Origin of the sequence: Modestobacter sp. VKM Ac-2985 (genome assembly GCF_026967925.1) — a bacterium.
Classification (GTDB): domain Bacteria; phylum Actinomycetota; class Actinomycetes; order Mycobacteriales; family Geodermatophilaceae; genus Modestobacter.
Map to the genome: position 1 here is coordinate 735,628 of NZ_JAPVBI010000002.1, position 20,599 is coordinate 756,226.

Sequence of the window (20,599 nt, forward strand, 5' to 3'; positions counted from 1 at the left end):
TCGTTGGTGACGCCGATCCTCGCCACGGCTGCGTCGGCGGCGTCGTTGGTGACCCCGATTCGGGCGACGGCTGCGTCAGCGGCGTCGTTGGTGACGCCGATCCGCTCCACGGCGCCGTCCGCAGCGTCGTTGGTGACGCCGATCCTCGCCACGGCTGCGTCGGCGGCGTCGTTGGTGACCCCGATTCGGGCGACGGCTGCGTCGGCGGCGTCGTTGGTGACCCCGATCCTGGCCACAGCGGCGTCGGCGTCGGCGCGGATCACGTCGATGCCGGCGATCGCCACCTCGGCCCGGTCGGCGATCCGCTCCATCCGATCGACGAGCGCACCGACGCGCTTCAGCAGCTGTTCTGCCTCGCCGAGAGCCCCCACCACCCGGGGCAGCAGGGCGAGGGCCTCGGTGACGCCGTCACGGAGCCCCTCGGCGGCGTGCAGCACGTCCGACGGGCCGGGGAAGGGCAACTTCACGGCCAGAGGCTACGGTCCTGCAGGTCAGTCCGCCGGTCGAGAGCCGTTGCACACTGTGACCGATCAGTTCCTCACCCGCGCGTCCCGGCCGGTCGGGCGGTCGACCGCCCGTATCGTGGAGCGGTCGCACCGGCGGCGGTCTGCGGCCGCCCGGGGTGGGACGACCGGGCAGCGAGCGACTGCCGACAACGACGATGGGATGTCGACGCCGGTGGCGGATCAGCCGACGCGGGACGGGGCCGACGGCGGTCCCCGACGCGACGACCGGTCTCCCGGCGCCGTCCCGCCTGCCTCTGGTCACGCCGGGGACGGCCCGGCCGCGCCGCTGACCGTCGCCGAGCTGCTCGCCCGCTCGGGCACCGGGGTCCGCCGGCGACGGGCGGACCGCCGGGAGGCCGGTGAGCTCACGGGCCGTCAGCAACCGGTCGACGACGCCGGGACCCCGCTGTGGCAGCCCGGTGCGGACAGGGACGACGCACCCGCACGGCCGGGCGGCCCGGCCTCGTCCGACGGACCCGGCCTCCGGGGTGGCTGGCGGGACCGCCCGCAGCCGCCCGTCGTCCCCTCGCCGCCGGTGCTGCCGACCGGCTGGCAGCCGGCGATGCCCGCACCGGTCTCCGAGCCGGAGCCGGCCGCCCCGACCGACGAGCCCGGCATCCGGGTCGCCCGCCCGCCGGCCGCCCCGCCCGGGTCGCGCAGGTACTCGCCTCCGGCCGAGCCGGCGACGCCGACCGCGGGCCGTCGCCCCCCGGTTCCCGCCGCCACGCCGAACGGGTCGGGCTGGCGTCCCCCCGCCGTCCCGGAGAGCTCGAGGCCGCCAGCCGGCAACAGCCCGGCTGCGGCACCGCCGGCAGCGTCCGTGCCCGTGCCCCCCCGGCCGGTCCCGCGTGCGGCGCCCGTGGCGTCCCCGGCCGCACCCCCGGGACCGCTGTCGTCCCCGCGACCGGTGGCCCACTCTCCGGCGCCGCCGCAGTACTCGGTCCCGGTGCCCGGGGTCCGGCGCAGCCTGCCGGTGCCGCCCATCCCCGGCCGGGACGTGCCCGTCGTCCCCGGGGGCGCGACGGTCGCCGACCTGTCCACGCCCCGACCACCTGCCGGGCCGTTCCGCCGCCGGGCGACCCGGGTCGCGCTCGCGCTGGTGGCCATGTTCGGCCTGGTGGCCGTCTACTACGTCGGCCTGTACTTCTACGCCGACCACTCGATCGACCGGGTCGACGCGCTGGTCACCGACGGGCCCGAGGTGCTGGCGCCGCAGCTACAGGAGACCTCGTCGACCTACCTGGTGGTCGGCACCGGCCTGCCCGGGCGCAGTGGACTGCCTGCCGTCAGCACCGTGGTGGCGCACGTCTCCGCAGGCGGCGAGCAGGCCGCACTGATCAGCGTGCCCCCCACAGCACTGGCCGACACCCCGATCTGCCTGTCGGCGGACGGCGACCTGCGCCAGTCGGTGACCGAGCCCTTCGCCGCCGCGCTGCTCGACGGCGGCCCCTCCTGCCTGGTCCGGTCGGTGCAGCAGCTGACCGGCCTGCGGGTCGACCACTACGTGTCCGTCGACCTCGCCCGGCTGCCCGGCATGGTCGAGGCGCTCGGCGGGGTCTCGGTCTGCCCGGGGACGGGTGGCCTCCAGCTGGCCGGCGCAGACGTGGCCGGCTACCTGCAGCCCACCGCGTCCGGCGCCGACGTCACCGGCGCAGCGGTGGCCGAACGAGAGCAGCGGGTGCTCCTCTCGGCACTGGACTCCGCCCTGGCGGACAGCACGCTGGCCGACCCGCTCACCCTCACCCGGTTCCTCTCCCGCGCCGGCGACGCGTTCACCGTGGACGCGGAGACGACGCTGGGCGACCTCCGGACCTTCGGGGCCACCGTGGGCGAGCTGTCCGGCAGCGCGATCGAGCGCGCCGGGCTCCCGGTCGCCGAGGTGGGCCACGTGCCCAGTGGGAGCGACCAGGCGGTGGTCGTCGTCGACGCCACCGCGACCCGGCAGCTCTTCGACTCGGTGATCGAGACCGGCCGGCTGCCCGTCCCGACTGATGGTGACGGCGCCGGCGCGGCGCCGACCGACCCGGCGCCAGTGGTCGACCCGGTACCCGCCGGGACGACGGTCTCCGTGGCGCCGGCCGGGGTGACGGTGGACGTGCTGGACGGGTCCGGCGCCGGGCGCACCGGCGAGGTGGCCGACGGTCTGGCCGCCGCTGGGTTCCGGGTCGGCGCCCGGGGCGTCGAACCGGCCACCGTGGACCGCACCGTGGTCCGGTACGGCCCGGCGGCGCTGGAGCCGGCGCGCACGGTGGCGGCGGCCGTGCCCGGAGCCGTGCTGGTGGAGACCGCCCTGGTCGGCTCGGCGGTGCAGCTGGTCGTCGGGCCGGACCTCACCGGCTTGGCTCCCGTGGAGATCGGCACCCCGGTGCCGACGACAGCGGCCCCGGACCCCGCTGTCGCGGAGGCCGAGGCCGCATCGTCCTGCAGCTGAGCGGCGGGACAGCCGCTCAGCGGAGCATCACCCGAACCGGCCGGAGATGTAGTCCTCCGTCGCCTTCTCGTCGGGGTTGCTGAAGATCTTCTCGGTGGGGTTGTACTCGATCAGCCGGCCCGGCTGACCCACCCCGTTGAGGTTGAAGAACCCGGTCGTCTCGCTGACCCGCGCGGCCTGCTGCATGTTGTGGGTGACGATGACGATGGTGAACTGCTCCTTGAGCTCCATCATCAGGTCCTCCACGGCCAGCGTGGAGATCGGGTCGAGGGCCGAGCAGGGCTCGTCCATCAGCAGCACCTCGGGCTGGACGGCGATGGCCCGGGCGATGCAGAGCCGCTGCTGCTGACCACCGGAGAGCCCCGAGCCCGGGCGGTTCAGCCGGTCCTTGACCTCGTTCCAGAGGTTCGCGCCCTTGAGGGAACGCTCGACCAGGTCGTCCATGTCGCTCTTGCTGGTCTTCTTGGCGTTCAGCCGCAGGCCCGCCGCGACGTTGTCGTAGATCGACATCGTCGGGAACGGGTTCGGCCGCTGGAAGACCATGCCGATCTGCCGGCGGACGTCGACCGGGTCGACGTCGGAGCCGTAGAGGTCCTGCCCCTCGATGACGACCTTCCCCTCGACGCGCGCGCCGGGGATCACCTCGTGCATCCGGTTGAGGGCACGGAGGAACGTCGACTTGCCGCAGCCCGAGGGCCCGATCAGGGCGGTGATGCTGCGCGGCTCGATGGACAGGTTGACGCCTTCCACGGCCTTGAAGTTGCCGTAGTAGATGTCCAGGTCCGAGACGTCGATGCGCTTGGCCACGTGGTGTTCCTCCGGGTTCCGGGTCAGCGACTGGTCTTGGGGGCGAAGAGGCGGCTGATCAGGCGGGCGACCACGTTGAGGCCCATGACCAGCATGATGAGGACCAGGGCTGCTGTCCAGGCCCGGTCGATCGCATCCTGTGGTGGCACGCCCGGCTGGGTGAGCTGGTAGTAGGCGTAGACCGGGAGGGTCGCCATCCGCCCGTCGAACGCGTTGAAGTTCAGGGCGTTGGTGATGCCGACCGTGATCAGCAGCGGCGCGGTCTCCCCGATCACCCGGGCGATGGCCAGGGTGACGCCGGTGGCCAGGCCGGCGATGGCGGTCGGGATGACCACCTTGAGGATCGTGCGCCACTTGGGCACGCCGAGGGCGTAGGCGGCCTCGCGGAGCTCGTTCGGGACGAGCTTGAGCACCTCCTCCGCGGAACGCACGACCACGGGGATCATCAGCACCGACAGCGCCACCGCGCCCATGATCCCCAGCCGCACCCCCGGGCCGAAGATGAGCACGAACAGCGCGTAGGCGAAGAGGCCGGCGACGATCGAGGGGATGCCGGTCATCACGTCGATGAAGAAGGTGATCGACCGCTTGAGCCGGCCGGTGCCGTACTCGACCAGGTAGATCGCGGTCATCAGGCCGATCGGCACCGAGATCAGCGTGGTGAGCAGCGTGATGATCAACGTGCCCATGAGCGCGTGGTACGCGCCGCCGCCCGGGCCGATGACGCCCTGCAGGGACGCGCTGAAGAACTCGGCGTCGAAGCGCTCCGCCCCGCGGCGGATGACCTCGTAGACCAGCGAGACCAGCGGCACCATCGCGATGCCGAAGGCGCTGACCACCAGGCAGGTGACCAGCCGGTCGACCGCCTTGCGCGGCCCTTCGGTGACCCGGGAGAGCAGGTAGGTGCCGAGCGTGCCGAGCACCACGGTGTAGATGACGAACAGCACGATGTTCCAGCTGGTCAGCAGACCGATCGCCAGCGCGAGGACGGCGGCGGCGCCGAACACCGCCCACGGCACCCACGGCGCCTGCTTCTCATGGCCGCCCAGGGCGCCCTGGGACGGCGCAGAGGTGTCCGGTCCGGCGCTGGGCTGCTGGGTGGAGGTGCTCATCAGTTGGCTCCGGAGAAGTCGGACCGGCGGTTGACGACCCACCGGGCGAGCATGTTGACCAGGAGGGTGATCACGAACAGCGCCAGCCCGCTGGCGATCAGGGTGTTGACGGCGAGTCCGGTCGACTCCGGGAACTGCAGGGCGATGTTCGCCGCGATCGTCTGCGGGTTGGCGCTCGAGATGAGCGCCCAGGTGATCCCGGCGGCCGACCCGGACAGGATGATCGCCACGGCCATGGTCTCGCCGAGGGCGCGCCCCAGGCCGAGCATCGAGCCGCCGATGACACCGGACTTGCCGTAGGGGATGACGGCCATCTTGATCATCTCCCAGCGGGTGGCGCCCAGGGCGAGGGCGGCCTCGGTGTGCAGCGTCGGGACCTGGCTGAACACCTCGCGGGAGATGGCGCTGACGATCGGCAGGATCATCACGGCGAGCACCAGGCCGATGGTGAGCATGGTGCGGCCGGTCGAGGAGACCGGACCGGCGAAGAACGGGATGAACCCGAGGTTCTCCTCCAGCCAGCGGTAGAACGGCACCAGCCGCGGGGCGAGCCAGAAGATGCCCCAGAAGCCGTAGACGATGCTCGGGATCGCGGCCAGCAGGTCGACCACGTAGCCCAGCCCGGCAGCCAGCTTGCGCGGCGCGTAGAAGGTGATGAACAGCGCGATCGCCACCGCCAGCGGCGTGGCGACCAGCAGGGCGATCACCGCGGAGAGCAGGGTGCCGAAGATCAGCGGCCCGATGTAGGAAGCCAGGCCACCGTCGCCCGGGATCTCGTCTGCCGACGCCGTCAGCGCCGGGACCGACTCGCTGATCAGGAAGACGGCCACTCCGGCGAGGATGACCAGGATGAGGATGCCCGCGCCCTTGGCGGTGCCGGCGAAGATGCGGTCACCGGGCCGGCTCTTGGGCTGCTGGGCGGGTGGTGCGCTGGTGGTGGAGGTCACCGATCGCTCCGGGGGGCTCGTACCGCTGGATGCTGGGAGGCGTGCAGTGGATCACGCGCCACGGCGGCCCGGGGTGTCCGGGTGGACACTCCGGGCCGCCGCAGCGCGCTGGTGACCGACTCGATCAGCCGGCGGCCGTGATCGCGTCGATCGCGCCCTGCGCCTGCTCGCGCAGGTTGTCCGAGATCGGCGCGCTGCCCGCGGCGTCGGAGGCGGCCTGCTGGCCCTCCTCGCTGACCGCGTAGCTCATGAAGTCCGCGACCAGGTCGGCGGTCTCCTGGTCCTCGTACTCGACGCAGCCGACGTGGTAGCTGATCAGCACGATCGGGTAGTTGCCCGACTCGGTGGTGTCGCGGGCGAGCTCGATGGCGAAGTCGTACTCGCCGCGACCCTCCAGCGTCTCCGAGTTCTCCACCACGGCGGCGGCGGCCTCGGCGGTGGGCTCGACGAACTCCTCGCCGACGCCGATGTTCGCGACACCCAGGTCGCCGGCCTGGCTCAGGTCGGCGTAGCCGATGCTGCCGTTGCCGGCCCCGACCGCGCTGACCACGCCGGAGGTGCCCTGGGCGGCCTCGCCACCGGAGACCGGCCAGTCACCACTGGCCTCGTGCGGCCACGCGTCGCCGGCTGCGGCGACCAGGTACTCGGTGAAGTTCTCCGTGGTGCCCGACTCGTCGCTCCGGTTGACCGGGGTGATCGGGAGGTCCGGGAGGGTGGCGTCCGGGTTGTCCGCGGCGATCGCCGGGTCGTTCCAGGTGGTGATCTCCTGGTTGAAGATCCCGGCGAGGACCTCGGGGGAGAGGTTCAGCTCGTCGACGCCCTCGAGGTTGTAGACGACGGCGATCGGCGCGATGTAGTTCGCCAGCTCGAAGATGCCGGACTCGCCGCAGCGCTCCTCGGCCAGCGCGAGCTCCTCCTCGTCCAGCGCGGCGTCCGAGCCGGCGAAGTCGGTGCCGCCGGCGAGGAACTGCTCACGGCCGCCGCCCGAGCCGATCGGGTCGTAGTTGACCGTGACGTCGGGCTGGACGCTCGAGTAGCCGGCGGTCCAGCCCTGCATGGCCGCCTGCTGGCTGCTCGCGCCGGCGCCGACGAGAGTGCCGCTGAGCTCCTCGCCGCTACCGCCCTCAGCAGCGGTGGCCGGGTCGGTCTCCTCGTTCGAGGCGCCACACGCGGCGAGAGCGAGGGTGGCGGCGAGCGCTGCGGACACGGCTGCGGCGCGCGTCGTGGTGCTGAGCTTCAACTCAGTGGCCTTTCGACTGGTGTGTGCCCGGACGTCGGAGCCGGGCAGGGAAGATCGAACGACGAGGACGCTAAGCAGCCCAGGTGGACGGATCCGGGTAGCTCGATGAACGCCGCGTGAACGCAGACTGAGACTTGGCCCACGAATCGACAGACGGTGTACGTCCAACGGGTGAACCGCCGCGTGGCGGGGTGCCGACGGGTGGTGCGAGGCCCTCGACGGACCGGAGCGGCAGGTTGCTCAGGGCGAGGGTGTGCGCCGCCAGGAGACGTCGACGGCGTGCCGGTTGAACCCGCTCCGCTCGTACAGCGCGACGGCGGCGGTGTTCTCCTCCTCGACGTAGAGGAGCACGGCGGACAGGCCGGAGGCGCGCAGGTGCGCCAGCCCGGCGTCGGTCAGGGCCCGGCCCAACCGCATCCCCTGCGCGTCCGGGTCGATGCCGAGCACGTAGACCTCGCCGATGGGCTCGTCGCCGACGTCGCCGGCCGGGTGCACCTTGGTCCAGTGGAAGCCGAGCAGCCGGGGCCCGTCCGGCTCGTCCCGCCAGGCCAGGAAGAACCCGGCCGGGTCGAACCAGGCCTCCGCCTCGCGCAGGGCGAGGTCGCCGCGGGTCCAGCGGCCCTGCTCCGGGTGGGAGGCGAAGGCGCGGGCGTTCACCCGCAGCCAGGCGTCCTCGTCGGTGCCCGGCCGGAACGTCGTGACGGACACCCCGGTCGGCAGCTCGAGCCGCGGGTCGGGGTCGACCCCGTCCAGCGGGCGGCGCATCTGCAGCAGGACGCGGGCACGGTCGTAGCCGCGGCCGCGGGCGAGCTCGGCCGACCCGGGCAGCTCGCCGTGCGCCCACACCCGCAGCGGGCGGTCGCCGGCGAGCTCCTCGAGCCGGGCGACCAGGGCGGTGCCCACGCCGCGGCGACGGCTGCCCGGGGCCACGACCAGCTCCGCCTCGGCCTCCGGGTCGCCGGGTGGGAGCTCCAGCCGGGCGTAGCCGAGGAGCGTGCCGGCGTCGTCCCTCGCGGTGAGGTCGGCGCCACCGACCGGGCCGCCGTGCTGCAGTCGCAGCTCGGACTCCTCGGAGACCGGCCGGACCCCGTCGGCGGCAAGCGCCGACTGGAGCAGCGCCCGGACCTCCTGCACGGCCGCGGCGGGCAGCCGTTCGGTGACCTCGACCAGCACCGGGCTCAGCGGACCGTGGTCAGGAGAGCGGGACACCGGTGCCGGCTGCCGCCACGTTCGCGGCGGCGGCCGCGTCGGCGACCTGCTGGTCGAGCTTGTAGCCGACGTTGCGGACGGTGCCGATCAGCGCCTCGTGCTCGGTGCCGAGCTTGGCGCGCAGTCGACGGACGTGCACGTCGACGGTGCGGGTGCCACCGAAGTAGTCATAGCCCCAGATCTCCTGCAGCAGCTGGGCCCGGGAGAAGACCCGGCCCGGGTGCTGGGCGAGGTACTTGAGGAGCTCGAACTCCTTGTAGGTGAGGTCGAGGGGGCGCCCGCGCAGCTTCGCCGAGTAGCTGTGCTCGTCGATCACCAGCTCGCCGGCCCTGGTCACGCCGCCCTCCGACCCGTCGGCCGGGGCGGTGGCAGCCAGCCGGCGGGCGGTGGCCCACTTGAGCCGCGCGTCGACCTCGGCCGGGCCCGCGGTCTCGAGCACGACGTCGTCGACGCCCCAGTCGGCCGACAGGGCGACGAGTCCGCCCTCGGACAGCACCGCCACCAGCGAGGCGGCGACGCCCGTCGAGGCCAGCAGCGAGCACAGGGTCCGCGCGGAGACGAGGTCGTGCCGGGCGTCGACCAGCACGACGTCCCCGGCGTCACCGTCGAGCAGGCTGGACAGCTCGGGCGCCACGACGCGCACCTGGTGGGCCAGCAGCCCGAGCGCGGGGAGGACCTCCGTGGTGGCCTGACGGGCCGAGGTCATGAGCACGAGTCGCATGTCGTCTCCTCACTGGGCGTACCCAGGCCGTCGACGGCGCTGTCGAGGTGAGAGGGCAGGATAGCGGACGTGCACCACAGTCCGGACGAACTGGTGAGGGACCGCACGGTCAGGTCGCGTCCCGGCGACACGTCCACCCCGGTGCGCCCGGCGATGCGGGCCTCCTCTGCGAGGATCCCGGGGTGACGCAGGCCGCTCCGGACGCCCAGCTGTCCCCGCGTGCCCACCACCTCCCGGCGGCCGGGATGGTCGTCGTGGTGACCGCGGTGGCCGTGGGGCTGCCCGCCGCGCTCGGCGACACGGGCCGGGTCGTCGCGGTGGCACTGCTCCAGCTGGGCCTGGTCGCCGGATGGGTGGTCGCCACCGGCATCCGCGGCTTCCTGGGCTCCCTCGCGCTGGGGGGTGCCGCGGCGGTCGCGGCCGACGCGGCGGTGCTGCTCCCGGCCCGCCCGCAGCTGGACTGGCTGCTGGCGGTCCTCGGCCTGGGGTTCCTGGCCGCCGTCGTCCACCAGATGACCCGTCCGGCGCCGCGCCGCTACCTGGTGGCGTCGCTGGCCGGGGTCGTCCTGCTGCTGTGCTCGGTCTGCGCGCTGGCGGTGCTGTTGGGGGTCGCCCGGCTCGAGGCCGGGCCGCAGGCGCTGGAGACGGCGGTCCTGGTGGTCGGTGCCGCGCTGCTGGTCGGTCACCTGGTCGACGTCGTGCTGCCCCGCCCGGAGATCGCCCCCGGCGTGCCCCGTGGCCTGCTCGGCGTCGTCCTCGCCGTGCTGGCCGCCACGGCGGTCGCCCTGCTGGACCGCGAGAGCGACGCGCTGATCGACGTCCTCGCGGCGGCCATCTACGGCGCGGCCCTGGGCGGGGCGGCCGCGCTCGCGGCGCTGAGCGCCTCCTACGTCGCGGCCGAGCGCGCTGAGCGGAGCTGGGCGCTGCCGGTCGTGCAGGCGGTGCTCCCGCTGGCTGCCGTCGCCCCCGTGGCCTACGCCCTCGCTTCCTACGGCACCGGCTGAGCGGCAGGGGAGACTCGACGCGTGAAGGCACTGCTGATCGTCCTGTTGCTCACGCTCGGCCTCCTGGTCCTGGTCGACCGGGTCGGCGTCGCCGTCGCGGAGGGGCAGGTGGCCGACCAGGTGGCCGAGCGCGGTGGGCTGGCCAGTGCGCCGGACGTCGACATCACCGGGTTCCCCTTCCTCACCCAGGCGCTGTCCGGCCGCTACGACGAGGTGCGGATCAGCCTGACCGCCGAGCAGCTCGGCGAGCCGGCCGGCACCCGGGCCGACGTGTCGCTGTTCGGGGTGCAGGTGCCCTTGTCCGACGCGGTCTCCGGCTCGGTCCAGGAGATCCCGGTGGAGCAGGTCGACGGGACGGCGACGCTCTCCTACGAGCTGCTCGCCGAGCAGCTCGGCGGCGACACCCGGCTGCAGGCCGACGGCGACCGGTTGCGCATCGACCGCACGGTCGACCTCCTCGGCCTGGAGGTCCCGGTGACCGCCCGGGGGACCGTCTCCCTCGACGGGCAGGACCTGGTGGTCGAGGTCGACGACGCGGCGGCGGCGGGCGTCGACGTCCCCGACATCGTCCTCGACGGGGCAGCGGACGTGCTCGACTTCCGGTACCCCGTGCCGGAGCTGCCGTTCGGGCTCGAGCTGACCGGGGTCGACCCTCGGGACGACGGCGTCCTGGTGCGGGTGTCGGCGACCGACACGGTGCTGAGCGGCTGATCGGTGCTGAGCGGCTGATCGGTGCTGAGCGGCTGATCGGCCGGAATGCCCCCGGAGGTGCACCCGTTGCCCCTCAGGTGACCACGACGATCCCCACGGCCGAGGCCACGGCCGCCCTGGCGGGGCTCGGCGTGCGCCCGGCGGAGGCGGAGCTGACCGTGGTCCAGTTCTCGACCGCCTTCTGTGGGCCCTGCCGGGCCACCCGCGCCCGGCTGCAGCGGTTGCAGGCCACCCGGTCCGGGTTGTCGTACGTGCACGTGGACGCCGAGAGCCACCTGGACGAGGTCCGGGCACTCGACGTCCGGGTCACCCCGACGCTGATCTGGCTGGACGCCGCGGGGGCGGTGCTGGCCCGCAGCACCGGCGCGCCGGGGCCGGCCGAGCTGGCCGCTCTGGTAGACGCGCACCTGGGGGCGTGACGGTGATCCGCTACCCTCGCGTCGTGGGCCCCCTGCTGACCTCGCGCCGCACAGTCGACCTGTGCCGCGTCGGCAGCACCCGCTGTCCGGCCTGCTGAGGCCGCACCCGCGCCGGAGACCCCGTCCCGCGCCGCTCTCCGCACGCCCTGGCCGACCTCCGCCGGATGTGCCGCTCCGGTGGACCCCCGCTCCGCGTCCCCGCACGGGATCCGCACCGCACGACGTCCGCACCATCCGCCCGAACTGATGGAGGAACCACACTCATGAGCCGTAGCGACGTGCTCGTCACCGCCGACTGGGCCCAGGAGCACCTGGGTGACCCGGGCATCGTCTTCGTCGAGGTCGACGAGGACACCAGCGCCTACGACGGCGGCCACCTCGAGGGTGCCGTCAAGCTCGACTGGAAGACCGACCTGCAGGACCCGCTGCGCCGTGACTTCGTCGGCCGCGAGGCGTTCGAGGCGCTGCTGTCCTCCCGCGGCATCGGCAACGACGACACCGTGGTCCTCTACGGCGGCAACAACAACTGGTTCGCCGCCTACGCCTACTGGTACTTCAAGCTCTACGGGCACCGCGACGTGAAGCTGATCGACGGTGGCCGCAAGAAGTGGGAGCTCGACGGCCGCCCGCTGTCGAAGGACGCCGTGGAGCGCCCGGCCACCACCTACCGCGCCAGCGAGCCCGACCTGTCGATCCGCGCCTTCCGCGACGAGGTCGTGTCCTCGATCGGCAACAAGAACATCATCGACGTGCGCTCGCCCGACGAGTTCTCCGGCAAGATCCTCGCCCCGGCGCACCTGCCGCAGGAGCAGGCGCAGAAGGGCGGGCACGTCCCCACGGCGATGAACATCCCGTGGAGCAAGGCGGCCAACGAGGACGGCACGTTCAAGAGCGACGAGGAGCTGGCCAAGCTCTACGCCGAGCAGGGCTACGACGAGGCCAAGCCGACCATCGCCTACTGCCGCATCGGTGAGCGCTCCAGCCACACCTGGTTCGTGCTGCGCGAGCTGCTCGGCAAGTCCGACGTCAAGAACTACGACGGCTCCTGGGTCGAGTACGGCTCGCTGGTCGGCGTCCCGATCGAGAAGTGAGCTGACATGTGCGGAGCCCCGAAGCAGGGCGGCAGCCTGGCCGGTGTCGACCTGAGCACCCAGACCGTCATCCAGGGGTCGGTGTGGCACGACGGCGCCCCGGTGGCCGGTGCGTACGTCCGGCTGCTGGACGCCACCGACGAGTTCACCGCCGAGGTGGTGACCAGCCCGGAGGGTGAGTTCCGGTTCTTCGCCGCGCCGGGTCGCTGGACGCTGCGCACCCTGGCGCCCGTCGGCCGGGCCGAGCGCCCGATCGACGCCGAGGTCGGGCTGAACGAGACGACCCTCGCGATCGACTGACGAAGGCCCGTCGCAGGCCGCTCAACGCCCGTCCCGGCTCCGGCCGGGGCGGGCGTTGCCGTCTGGCCGGGCTCTCGGCTGGAGCGGGTCGACCCACCCCGGACGGCGTGGAGCCGCGTGCGCACCCGGCTCGACCCCGCCGCCTGCGGGTCGACCCGCTGTAGCTCAGGCGTCCCGTAGTCCGACGAGCCCGGCGAGGTCGCGCATCGCGTCGTCGAAGAAGGCGTCCGGATCGGCGGATGCGCCGGTGAAGTGGCCGAAGAGCTCGAAGCTGATCGTGCCGAAGACGCTGCTCCAGGCCAGCAGTGCCCGGGCCCGGACGGCGTCGTCCAGCGCCGGGTGCTCCCCGCCCAGCAGGGGCGTGACGTCGGGGCTCACGGCGCCGGTCGACCGGCCGGTCGCGGGTGGGAGCAGCCCGGCCCGGGCGGCGTCCCCGAGGACCCGGCCCAGCACGGCGCCGACCCGGATGGCCGCCGGGACGGTGTCCCGGGGGGCCCGGTAGCCGGGCACCGGTGAGCCGTAGAGCAGCGCGTACTCGTGCGGGTGGTCCCGGGCCCAGTGACGCACGGCCCGGCAGACCGCGAGCCATCGGGTCATCGGTGGCGCCGCCGGGTCGTCGGCCCCTTCGGCCGCCTCGCCCAGGGAGTCGTAGCCGTCGATGATCAGCCGGGTCAGCAGGTCGTCGCGGCTGGGGAAGTACCGGTACACGGCGGAGGAGGCCATGCCGAGCTCCCGGGCGACCGCCCGGAGCGAGAGCCCGGCGGCACCCACGGTCGCCAGCTGTTCCCTGGCGAGGCCGGTGATCTCGGCGGTGAGCTCGGCGCGGGCCCGTGCCCGGGCGGTGGTGGGCGGCACCGGTGCAGCGTGCCATTCCAGAGCAGTGCACGCAAATGAGAGCACCGCTCTTGACCAGGTGACCGGCAAGCAGCAGGCTCCGGGCATCAGAGAGCGCTGCTCTCCCTTTGTCCGAGGAGATCGAGATGGCACGTCACGTGGTGGTCGGCAAGGGCCCGGTGGGGTCCGCGACGGCGCAGCTGCTGACCGAGCAGGGGCACGAGGTGCTGGTGCTCTCCCGCAGCGGTGGCGTCAGCACCGACCGGGTCGAGCACCGGGCCGTCGACGCGTCCGACGCCGAGGCCCTGACCAGCGCGGTCGGCCGGGCCGACACGGTCTACAACGCGGTGAACCCCGGGGACTACACGACCTGGACCCGCGACTGGCCGCCGGTGGCGGCTGCGCTGCTGGCCGCGGCCGAGCACTCCGGCGCCGGGCTGGTGATCATGGGCAACCTCTACGGCTACGGGCGCCCGTCGGGCCCGATGACGCCGCAGAGCCCGCTGGCCGCCACGGACGTGAAGGGGCGGCTGCGCGCACAGATGTGGGCCGATGCGCTCGCGGCGCACCAGGCCGGCCGGGTCCGGGCCACCGAGGCCCGGGCGTCGGACTTCGTCGGCCCCGGCATCCCCGCCGCCCAGTCCCACCTGGTGCGGCAGCTGGACACCCTGCGCCGCGGACGGCGGGCGTGGGTGATCGGTGACCCCGACGTCCCGCACAGCTGGACCCACGTGCCCGACGTGGCGGCCACCCTGGTCGCGCTCGGTGGCGACGACCGGTCGTGGGGCCGGGCGTGGCACGTGCCCAGCCCGGCGCCGCGCTCGCAGCGGCAGGCGCTGACCGACCTGGCCCGGGCGATGGGCGCGCCGCCGGCCCGGGTGAGCGGCGTCCCCTGGCCGGTGCTGCGCGCCGCCGGGCTCGCGGTCCCGCTGATGCGGGAGATCCTTGCGATCCGGCACCAGTGGGACCAGGAGTTCGTCCTGGACGCCACCGAGACGACCGCGGTCCTCGGGCTGACCGAGACGCCCTGGGACGACGTCGTCCGGGCCACCGTGGAGGGGGTTCAGCCGGGCAGCACCTCCGCCGCGGGCACCGGTCGGCTGAAGAAGTAGCCCTGCGCCTGGTCGGCGCCCAGTGCGCGGAGGGCGTCGCGCTCGGCGGCGGTCTCCACCCCCTCGGCGACGGCGACCAGGCCCATCGCGTGCGCCAGGTGCACGCAGCTGGCGACGATCGCGTGGTCGCCGGCGTCGGTGGTCATCCCGGTGACGAACGACCGGTCGATCTGCAGCTCGTCGACCGGGAATCGCTTGAGGTAGGTGAAGCTGGAGAAGCCGGTGCCGAAGTCGTCCACGGCCAGCAGCACGCCCAGCGCCTTGAGCTCCTGCAGCGAGCGGAGCGCGGCGTCGGGGTCGCTCATCAGCGCCGTCTCGGTGATCTCCAGGACCAGCCGGGAGGCCGGCAACCCGGCGCGGGCGAGGGTCCGGGCGACCAGCGGCACCAGATCGGGGTCGGCGAGCTGACGCGCGGAGAGGTTGACCGCCGTCTGCAGCCCCGCCGGCCCACCGGCGGTGTCCCAGCGCACGGCCTGCTCGACGGCCTCGGTCAGCACCCAGGCGCCCAGCTCTCGGATGATCCCGGACTGCTCTGCTGCGGCGATGAACGCGGCCGGCTGCAGCAGCCCCCGGGTCGGGTGCTGCCAGCGGACCAGCGCCTCGACGCCGCTCAGCCGGCCGGTCGGCAGGTGCTGGCGGGGCTGGTAGTGCACCCGCAGCTCACCCTCGCGGATGGCGCTGCGCAGCTGCTCCAGGAGCAGCAGCCGGTCGGCGCCCGGGTCGCTGTCCCCGGGGTGGTGGGCGGTCCAGCGCCCAGTGCCCTGGGCCTTGGCCCGGTACATGGCGTGGTCGGCGCGACGGAGCACGAGCTCGGCGATCTCGGTCGCGTCCGGCTCGGCCACCGGCACGTCGGCGGCGCAGATACCGACGCTCCCGGTGACGACGACCTCCACACCCTGCAGCACGACCGGCTCGGCGAGCAGGTCGAGCAGCCGCTCGGCGACCCGGGCGGCGCCGGAGGTGGTGACGTCGTCCAGGACGACGAACTCGTCGCCGGCGAAGCGGGCGACGTCGGCGCTGGCGCGCGAGGCACAGCGGATCCGGCGGGCGACCACCTGCAGCAGCTCGTCACCGCTGGCGTGCCCGAGGGCGTCGTTGACCGTCTTGAAGCCGTCGAGGTCGACGAACAGCACGGTCGGCACCGCCCCGTCACCCCGGTCGGTGCGGGCTGCCCCGAGCCGGCCGCGCAGGGCCCGCAGCAGCCCGGGGCGGTTGAGCAGCCCGGTGAGCTCGTCGTGGTGGACGAGCTCGGCGAGCTCGGCCTCGGCCTGGGAGATCCGGGCCTCCGACTCCTCGGCCCGGCGCCGCGCGGCCAGCAGTTCCTCCTCGTAGCGGCGGCGCTGCTGGGCGTCCACCAGCGCGACCCTGGTCTCCGGGCCGTCCGCGCCCTCGACGCGGGTCGCGCTCAACAGGGCCGGGTGGCGGGACCCGTCGGGTCCGACGACCTGGACGGAGGCCTCGGCGATCCGGCCGCTGACCATCAGCTGGGGGAGGGAGTGCGTCGTGTACAGGACCCGGTCGCCGATCGGCAGCAGCTTCGGGAACGGGGTGCCCACCAGGGCCGCGGCGGTGTGCCCGGTCCAGTCGGTGAAGGTCGCGTTGGCCGCGGTGATCAGGCCGTCGTCGTCCAGCAGCAGGTGCCCGCTCGGGGCGTGCTCCCACAGCTCCGCGTAGTCCCTCATGGTCGGTCCCTCAGCGCCGGGGCAGCAGGTGGGCGCGGATGGCCGCGGCCGTCTCCTCGGGGGCGCTGATGTGCGGGCAGTGCCCGACGGCCTCGAGCTGGACCAGTGTCGAGCCGGTCAGGTGGGCGCGCAGGTGGTCACCGACCGAGGGCGGCACCAGCGCGTCGGCGCGGCTCTGCACGATCACCGTGGGGGTGGTGACCCGGGGCAGCAGCGGGCGGAAGTCGGTGGTGAACATGATGACCAGCAGCTGGCGGGCGACGTCGGGGTCGACCCGGCAGAAGCTGGCGGTGAGCCGGGCACCGTTCCCCGGGACATCGGGGGTGCCCATGATGACCGGTGCCATCGCCTCGGCCCAGGTGAAGTAGTTGCTGTCCAGCGCGCCGGCGACCTCGGCCATGTCGGCGGCGGAGAAGCCGCCGTCGTAGCCGTCGGCCGGGTCCTCCAGGAAGTAGGGGGACGCCGCCACCAGGAACACCTGTCGGAAGCGCTCGGGCTCCCGGACCGCGGCGAGCAGGGCCATCATCGTGCTCACGCTGTGCGCGACGAGCGTGACGTCGTGCAGGTCGAGCTCCGCGCAGATCGCCAGGATGTCCTCGGCGTGCGCGTCCAGGCTCGAGTAGCGGACCGGGTCCCAGGCCGAGACGTCGGACCGGCCGTAGCCCATCAGGTCGTAACGGACGACGCGGTGGTCGGCGCTGACGTGCGGCAGGACGCCGTCCCACATGCCCTGGTCGCAGCCGAAGCCGTGCGCCAGCAGCAGGACCGGTCCGTCCGGGTCGCCGGTGCTGGTCACGTGCAGCCGCTCTGCCACCGGTCCGGGCAGGACCTGGGTCGGCCGCATGGCCGCGTCCATCGACATGCTCTCCACCTCGTGGGGGCTCGGATCCACGGGGTTCGAGATCCGTCGTGCACCACCTACGTCGGCCGGTGGCCGCCCGCGCTTGAGCGGAGTCGTCGGCGGTCGCCGGAGATGCCCCGGCCGGGTGAGGTCGCCCCGCTCCCGGTGCGCGCAGGGGGCCCGGATTACCGTGACGGCATGGGTCTGTTCTCCGCCTGGGTGCTCATCACCCTCGTCGCGCTGGTCGCGCTGGGCTTCGCTGCCTCGGCGTGGCGGGTCGCCCGCGCCGAGCGTCCGGGGCGCGCCCGATGAGCGCCCCCGTCCCGCCCGGCCTGCCGAACGGGCCGGTCGCCGGCCCGACCGAGCTGCCCGTCCCGGACACCGTCGACGTCCGCGAGGGGCCCGAGGTGGCCCACGAGCTGCTGTCGGTGCTGCCGCTGCTCGGTGAGTGGCACGGCGAGGGGCAGGCCGCCGGCGCCGGCGGCGACCACCGCTTCGGGCAGTGGGTCCGGTTCGCCCACGACGGCCGCGGCTTCCTCAGCTACGAGTCGCGCACCTGGCGGCTGGCCGACGACGGCCAGGTGACCGGCCCGGACCAGCGGGAGTCCGGCTTCTGGCGGCCCCGCGGCGAGGAGGAGGTCGAGCTGCTGGTGAGCTCCCCGGCCGGCCTGGTCGAGATCTACGTCGGCACGGCCCGGACGACGACCAGCTGGGAGCTGGACAGCGACGTCCTGGCCCGCACGCCGGACCACCCGGACACCAGCCGGGCCAAGCGGCTCTACGGCATCGTCGACGGCGCCCTGCTCTACGCCGTCGACCGGGCGGCGGGCGACGAACCGCTGCGCCCGACCATGTCCGCCCGCCTGGAGAGGATCCGTTGAGCCCCGTGAGCCAGCCCGCCACCCCCCGTCAGGTCGCCGACCGCTACGTCGACGCGGTCTGCGACCTGGACCCGATCGTCGCCACCCAGCTGGGCACCCGCCCCGGGGACGACCGGCTGCCCGACACCAGCCCCACCGGGCTGGCCGCCGAGGCCGAGCTGATCCGGACGACGCTCACCGAGCTGGACCGGGTGCTGGCCGCCGACCCGTCCCTGGACGACGACCCGGTCGAGCGCCGCTGTGCCCGGCTGCTGCGGGAGCGGCTCACCGCCGCGTTGGACCTGCACGAGGCGGGTGAGGACCTGCGGGCGGTGTCCAACCTCTTCTCCCCGGTGCACGCCATCCGGCAGGTCTTCTCGATGATGCCGACCCGGACGCCGGAGGACTGGGCCGTGCTGGCCCGCCGGCTCGCCCGGGTGCCGGCGGCCTACCGCGGGTACTGCGAGTCGCTGAGCGCCGGGGCCGCACGGGGTCTGTTCGCCGCGCCGCGGCAGGTGCACACCGTCGTCGGGCAGCTCGACGAGTGGCTGGCCGGCCCCTACTTCGCCGGGCTGGTCGCCCCCGGCCCCGACGAGGTGCGCGCCGAGCTGGACGCCGCTGCGGCCGCCGCCGACGCCGCGGTCGCCACCGTCCGGGACTTCCTCCGGGACACCTACGCTCCCCAGGCCGCGGGCACCCCCGACGCGGTCGGCCGGGAGCGCTACGCCCGCTTCGCCCGCTCGTGGAACGGCTCGGACCTCGGCACGGGCAGAGGCCTGGAGGAGGCCTACGCCTGGGGCTGGGCCGAGCACCAGCGGATCCTGACCGAGCAGCGCACCGAGGCGGAGAAGGTGCTGCCCGGGGCCACGCCCATGGAGGCGATGCGCTGGCTGACCGAGCACGGCGAGGCCGTCGAGGGCGTGGAGCCGGTCCGGCAGCGGCTGCAGGCGATGATGGACGACGCGATCGAGGCCCTCGACGGGGTGCACTTCGACATCGCCGGCCCGGTGCGCCAGGTGGAGGCGATGATCGCCCCGCCGGGCAGCGCCGCGGCGCCGTACTACACCCGGCCCACCCAGGACTTCTCCCGGCCGGGCCGGACCTGGCTGCCGACGCTGGGCCGGGAGCGCTTCCCGCTGTGGGACCTCGTGTCGACCTGGTACCACGAGGGCGTCCCCGGACACCACCTGCAGCTGGCGCAGTGGGCGTACGTCTCCGGCGACCTGTCGTCCTACCAGACCTCGCTGGGGTCGGTCGGGGCCAACGTCGAGGGCTGGGCGCTCTACGCCGAGCGGTTGATGGACGAGCTGGGCTTCCTGACCGACCCGGGTGCGCGGCTGGGCTACCTGGACGCGCAGCAGATGCGCGCCGTCCGGGTGGTGGTCGACATCGGCATGCACCTGGAACTGCCGATCCCCGACGACACCGAGGGCGCCGTCGCCGCGCACCGCGGCGAGCCGTGGACGCCGGAGCTGGCGCGCGCCTTCTTCGGCGAGAACTGCGGGCGGGACGCCGACTTCCTGGACAGCGAGCTGGTGCGGTACCTCGGCATGCCCGGGCAGGCGATCAGCTACAAGCTGGGGGAGCGGGCCTGGCTGGCCGGCCGGGAGGCCGCGCAGCAGGCGCGGGGCACCGACTTCGACCTGAAGGCCTGGCACATGGCCGCCCTCTCCCAGGGCAGCCTGGGCCTCGACGACCTGGCCGCCGAGCTCGCCCAGCTGTAGCGGCCCGGCCCGCTGACGGCCTTGCCCCAGGCATAGGAGGCTTTTCGCCCACTTTCGCGCCGAGAACCGGGTGAAAAGCCTCCTATGCCTGACTCGGTCGGGGCATCAGCGGTCGGGGGCGTCGGGTGGGGTGGGGTTGACCCGGTCGGCGTCCCAGGTCGTGCGCTGGTCGAACGCCGCCGGGGCGAGCTCCAGGCCGTCGACGGCGAAGAGCTCGGCGATGCAGGCGGCGCTGCCGCCGACGTAGGTGCTGACCAGGTCGATGTCGGTCACCACGCACCAGGCGCGGTCGGCCGGCCACCAGAGGTTGGCGCTCTGCTCGAACGGCTCGGCGGCCATGTTCTGTGCGGCCAGCTGGACCGGGCCGTTGATCAGCCAGTACTCGCGGTCGGGCAGGCTCAGCGTCGGGTGGTCGGCGATGACGGCGCCGCCCTGGGCAACGGCGAACCAGCAGACGTCGGGGGTCGTCGTCCAGCGGGACAGCACCGCGACGAGTCGTTCGGCCACCGGGGCGGGGAGGTGCCCGCGGGCCGGGGCGCCGTGCCACAGCGGGGACTGGTCGTCGTTCTCGAAGTACTCCATCGCCCCGGTGACCGAGCCCCACTGCATGAGCGGGTGCACGGTGGTGCCGTTGGCGGCAGCGACCGAGGCCCAGGGGACCTCGACGTCGTCGTCCCCCACGTAGCGCACGGCCGGGTGGAAGACCCGGGCCACCGCCTCGAACGAGGAGGGGACCAGCGCGGCCACGGTCGCCGGTGCGGCGGTCGAGGCGGACTCGGCGAGCCAGATGCCGGCCGAGGTGTCCAGGGCGACGGAACGGCCGGTGAACTGCAGGACCGACACCTCCCCCGGACAACGGACAACCCCCGGGCTGCTCCGCGGCGCTGTACCCACCGTGGTGGGGAGCGGCACGCGGGCCGACTGGACAACGTCGGCAGCCCGAGGGTCGGGTGACTGTCCGGTTCTCGCCTGCCGCCATCGACGGACGGGCGGGAGTGCCGTCGCTCAGGTGCTGTGGGTCTTCCACAGGCTCTGAACGGGCGGCCCA

Annotated in this window: 19 protein-coding genes and 1 pseudogene; 9 read left to right on the plus strand and 11 right to left on the minus strand. The window is 73.9% G+C overall.

Annotated features, from left to right (window positions below):
• Window positions 1–467: pseudogene (locus O2V61_RS12765) on the minus strand (hypothetical protein); the annotation flags it as partial.
• Window positions 468–1,413: 946 nt separating this feature from the next.
• Between O2V61_RS12765 and O2V61_RS12770 the strand changes: the two are divergent.
• Window positions 1,414–2,937, plus strand: a complete 1,524-nt coding sequence (locus O2V61_RS12770) for an LCP family protein (RefSeq protein ID WP_269183681.1) — start codon at window positions 1,414–1,416, stop codon at window positions 2,935–2,937.
• Between the two features lie 27 nt (window positions 2,938–2,964).
• Here O2V61_RS12770 and pstB read toward each other — a convergent pair whose 3' ends face one another.
• From pstB to O2V61_RS12800, 6 genes are all read right to left on the minus strand, one after another.
• Window positions 2,965–3,744 carry a phosphate ABC transporter ATP-binding protein PstB gene (gene pstB / locus O2V61_RS12775; protein ID WP_269183682.1) on the minus strand — a complete coding sequence of 260 codons (780 nt, stop codon included), beginning with the start codon at window positions 3,742–3,744 and terminating at the stop codon, window positions 2,965–2,967.
• 23 nt (window positions 3,745–3,767) lie between these two features.
• Complete coding sequence (pstA, locus tag O2V61_RS12780) at window positions 3,768–4,856, minus strand: phosphate ABC transporter permease PstA (RefSeq protein WP_269183683.1); 1,089 nt, start codon at window positions 4,854–4,856, stop codon at window positions 3,768–3,770.
• Window positions 4,856–5,803 carry a phosphate ABC transporter permease subunit PstC gene (gene pstC, locus O2V61_RS12785; protein ID WP_269183684.1) on the minus strand — a complete coding sequence of 316 codons (948 nt, stop codon included), beginning with the start codon at window positions 5,801–5,803 and terminating at the stop codon, window positions 4,856–4,858. Before pstC ends, pstA begins: the two co-directional genes overlap by 1 nt.
• Before the next feature lie 124 nt (window positions 5,804–5,927).
• On the minus strand, window positions 5,928–7,043 hold the full coding sequence (gene pstS, locus O2V61_RS12790) for a phosphate ABC transporter substrate-binding protein PstS (protein ID WP_269183685.1): 1,116 nt from the start codon (window positions 7,041–7,043) through the stop codon (window positions 5,928–5,930).
• Between the two features lie 240 nt (window positions 7,044–7,283).
• Entirely contained in the window at window positions 7,284–8,252 is a 969-nt protein-coding gene (gene mshD / locus O2V61_RS12795; protein ID WP_269183686.1) for a mycothiol synthase, read from the minus strand.
• The gene (locus O2V61_RS12800; protein ID WP_269183687.1) at window positions 8,236–8,973 is read right to left on the minus strand and encodes a winged helix-turn-helix transcriptional regulator; all 738 of its coding nucleotides are present in this window, start codon (window positions 8,971–8,973) and stop codon (window positions 8,236–8,238) included. The genes mshD and O2V61_RS12800 overlap by 17 nt, the downstream gene beginning before the upstream one ends.
• Before the next feature lie 182 nt (window positions 8,974–9,155).
• Here O2V61_RS12800 and O2V61_RS12805 point away from each other — a divergent pair, with 182 nt between their 5' ends.
• From O2V61_RS12805 to O2V61_RS12825, 5 genes are all read left to right on the plus strand, one after another.
• Window positions 9,156–9,977: a hypothetical protein gene (locus O2V61_RS12805; protein WP_269183688.1), complete on the plus strand. Its 822-nt coding sequence runs from the start codon at window positions 9,156–9,158 to the stop codon at window positions 9,975–9,977.
• 21 nt (window positions 9,978–9,998) lie between these two features.
• Window positions 9,999–10,688: an LmeA family phospholipid-binding protein gene (locus O2V61_RS12810; RefSeq protein WP_269183689.1), complete on the plus strand. Its 690-nt coding sequence runs from the start codon at window positions 9,999–10,001 to the stop codon at window positions 10,686–10,688.
• A 77-nt stretch (window positions 10,689–10,765) separates the two neighbouring features.
• The gene (locus O2V61_RS12815; protein WP_269183690.1) at window positions 10,766–11,107 is read left to right on the plus strand and encodes a TlpA family protein disulfide reductase; all 342 of its coding nucleotides are present in this window, start codon (window positions 10,766–10,768) and stop codon (window positions 11,105–11,107) included.
• A 263-nt stretch (window positions 11,108–11,370) separates the two neighbouring features.
• Window positions 11,371–12,198, plus strand: a complete 828-nt coding sequence (locus O2V61_RS12820) for a sulfurtransferase (RefSeq protein WP_269183691.1) — start codon at window positions 11,371–11,373, stop codon at window positions 12,196–12,198.
• A gap of 6 nt (window positions 12,199–12,204) precedes the next feature.
• On the plus strand, window positions 12,205–12,498 hold the full coding sequence (locus O2V61_RS12825) for a DUF1416 domain-containing protein (RefSeq protein WP_269170398.1): 294 nt from the start codon (window positions 12,205–12,207) through the stop codon (window positions 12,496–12,498).
• Between the two features lie 165 nt (window positions 12,499–12,663).
• Here the strand turns inward: O2V61_RS12825 and O2V61_RS12830 are convergent, their stop codons facing one another.
• On the minus strand, window positions 12,664–13,353 hold the full coding sequence (locus O2V61_RS12830) for a TetR/AcrR family transcriptional regulator (protein ID WP_269183692.1): 690 nt from the start codon (window positions 13,351–13,353) through the stop codon (window positions 12,664–12,666).
• A gap of 125 nt (window positions 13,354–13,478) precedes the next feature.
• On the opposite strand from O2V61_RS12830, the gene O2V61_RS12835 reads away from it, so the two are divergent.
• The gene (locus O2V61_RS12835; RefSeq protein WP_269183693.1) at window positions 13,479–14,444 is read left to right on the plus strand and encodes an NAD-dependent epimerase/dehydratase family protein; all 966 of its coding nucleotides are present in this window, start codon (window positions 13,479–13,481) and stop codon (window positions 14,442–14,444) included.
• Here O2V61_RS12835 and O2V61_RS12840 read toward each other — a convergent pair.
• Complete coding sequence (locus tag O2V61_RS12840) at window positions 14,396–16,126, minus strand: putative bifunctional diguanylate cyclase/phosphodiesterase (protein WP_269183694.1); 1,731 nt, start codon at window positions 16,124–16,126, stop codon at window positions 14,396–14,398. The genes O2V61_RS12835 and O2V61_RS12840 overlap by 49 nt on opposite strands.
• Window positions 16,127–16,136: 10 nt before the next feature.
• A complete protein-coding gene (locus tag O2V61_RS12845) occupies window positions 16,137–16,988 on the minus strand; it encodes an alpha/beta fold hydrolase (protein WP_269183695.1) in 852 nt (283 codons plus the stop codon).
• A 287-nt stretch (window positions 16,989–17,275) separates the two neighbouring features.
• Between O2V61_RS12845 and O2V61_RS12850 the strand changes: the two genes are divergently transcribed.
• Together O2V61_RS12850 and O2V61_RS12855 are read left to right on the plus strand one after the other, a co-directional pair.
• Window positions 17,276–17,848 (plus strand): FABP family protein, encoded by a 573-nt coding sequence (locus tag O2V61_RS12850; protein WP_269183696.1) that lies wholly within the window; start codon window positions 17,276–17,278, stop codon window positions 17,846–17,848.
• A gap of 5 nt (window positions 17,849–17,853) precedes the next feature.
• Window positions 17,854–19,551: a DUF885 domain-containing protein gene (locus O2V61_RS12855; protein ID WP_269183697.1), complete on the plus strand. Its 1,698-nt coding sequence runs from the start codon at window positions 17,854–17,856 to the stop codon at window positions 19,549–19,551.
• A 105-nt stretch (window positions 19,552–19,656) separates the two neighbouring features.
• Here the strand turns inward: O2V61_RS12855 and O2V61_RS12860 are convergent, their stop codons facing one another.
• Window positions 19,657–20,394, minus strand: coding sequence for a hypothetical protein (locus O2V61_RS12860; RefSeq protein ID WP_269183698.1), 738 nt, complete (start codon window positions 20,392–20,394; stop codon window positions 19,657–19,659).
• Window positions 20,395–20,599: the final 205 nt, after the last annotated feature.

Bases quoted from the DNA above. Each gene is read 5' to 3' on its own strand.
- O2V61_RS12845 (WP_269183695.1), bottom strand. From the start codon at position 16,988: ATGTCGATGGACGCGGCCATGCGGCCGACCCAGGTCCTGCCCGGACCG.
- O2V61_RS12800 (WP_269183687.1), bottom strand. From the start codon at position 8,973: ATGCGACTCGTGCTCATGACCTCGGCCCGTCAGGCCACCACGGAGGTC.
- O2V61_RS12840 (WP_269183694.1), bottom strand. From the start codon at position 16,126: ATGAGGGACTACGCGGAGCTGTGGGAGCACGCCCCGAGCGGGCACCTG.
- O2V61_RS12835 (WP_269183693.1), top strand. From the start codon at position 13,479: ATGGCACGTCACGTGGTGGTCGGCAAGGGCCCGGTGGGGTCCGCGACG.
- pstA (WP_269183683.1), bottom strand. From the start codon at position 4,856: ATGAGCACCTCCACCCAGCAGCCCAGCGCCGGACCGGACACCTCTGCG.
- O2V61_RS12820 (WP_269183691.1), top strand. From the start codon at position 11,371: ATGAGCCGTAGCGACGTGCTCGTCACCGCCGACTGGGCCCAGGAGCAC.
- O2V61_RS12850 (WP_269183696.1), top strand. From the start codon at position 17,276: ATGAGCGCCCCCGTCCCGCCCGGCCTGCCGAACGGGCCGGTCGCCGGC.
- O2V61_RS12825 (WP_269170398.1), top strand. From the start codon at position 12,205: ATGTGCGGAGCCCCGAAGCAGGGCGGCAGCCTGGCCGGTGTCGACCTG.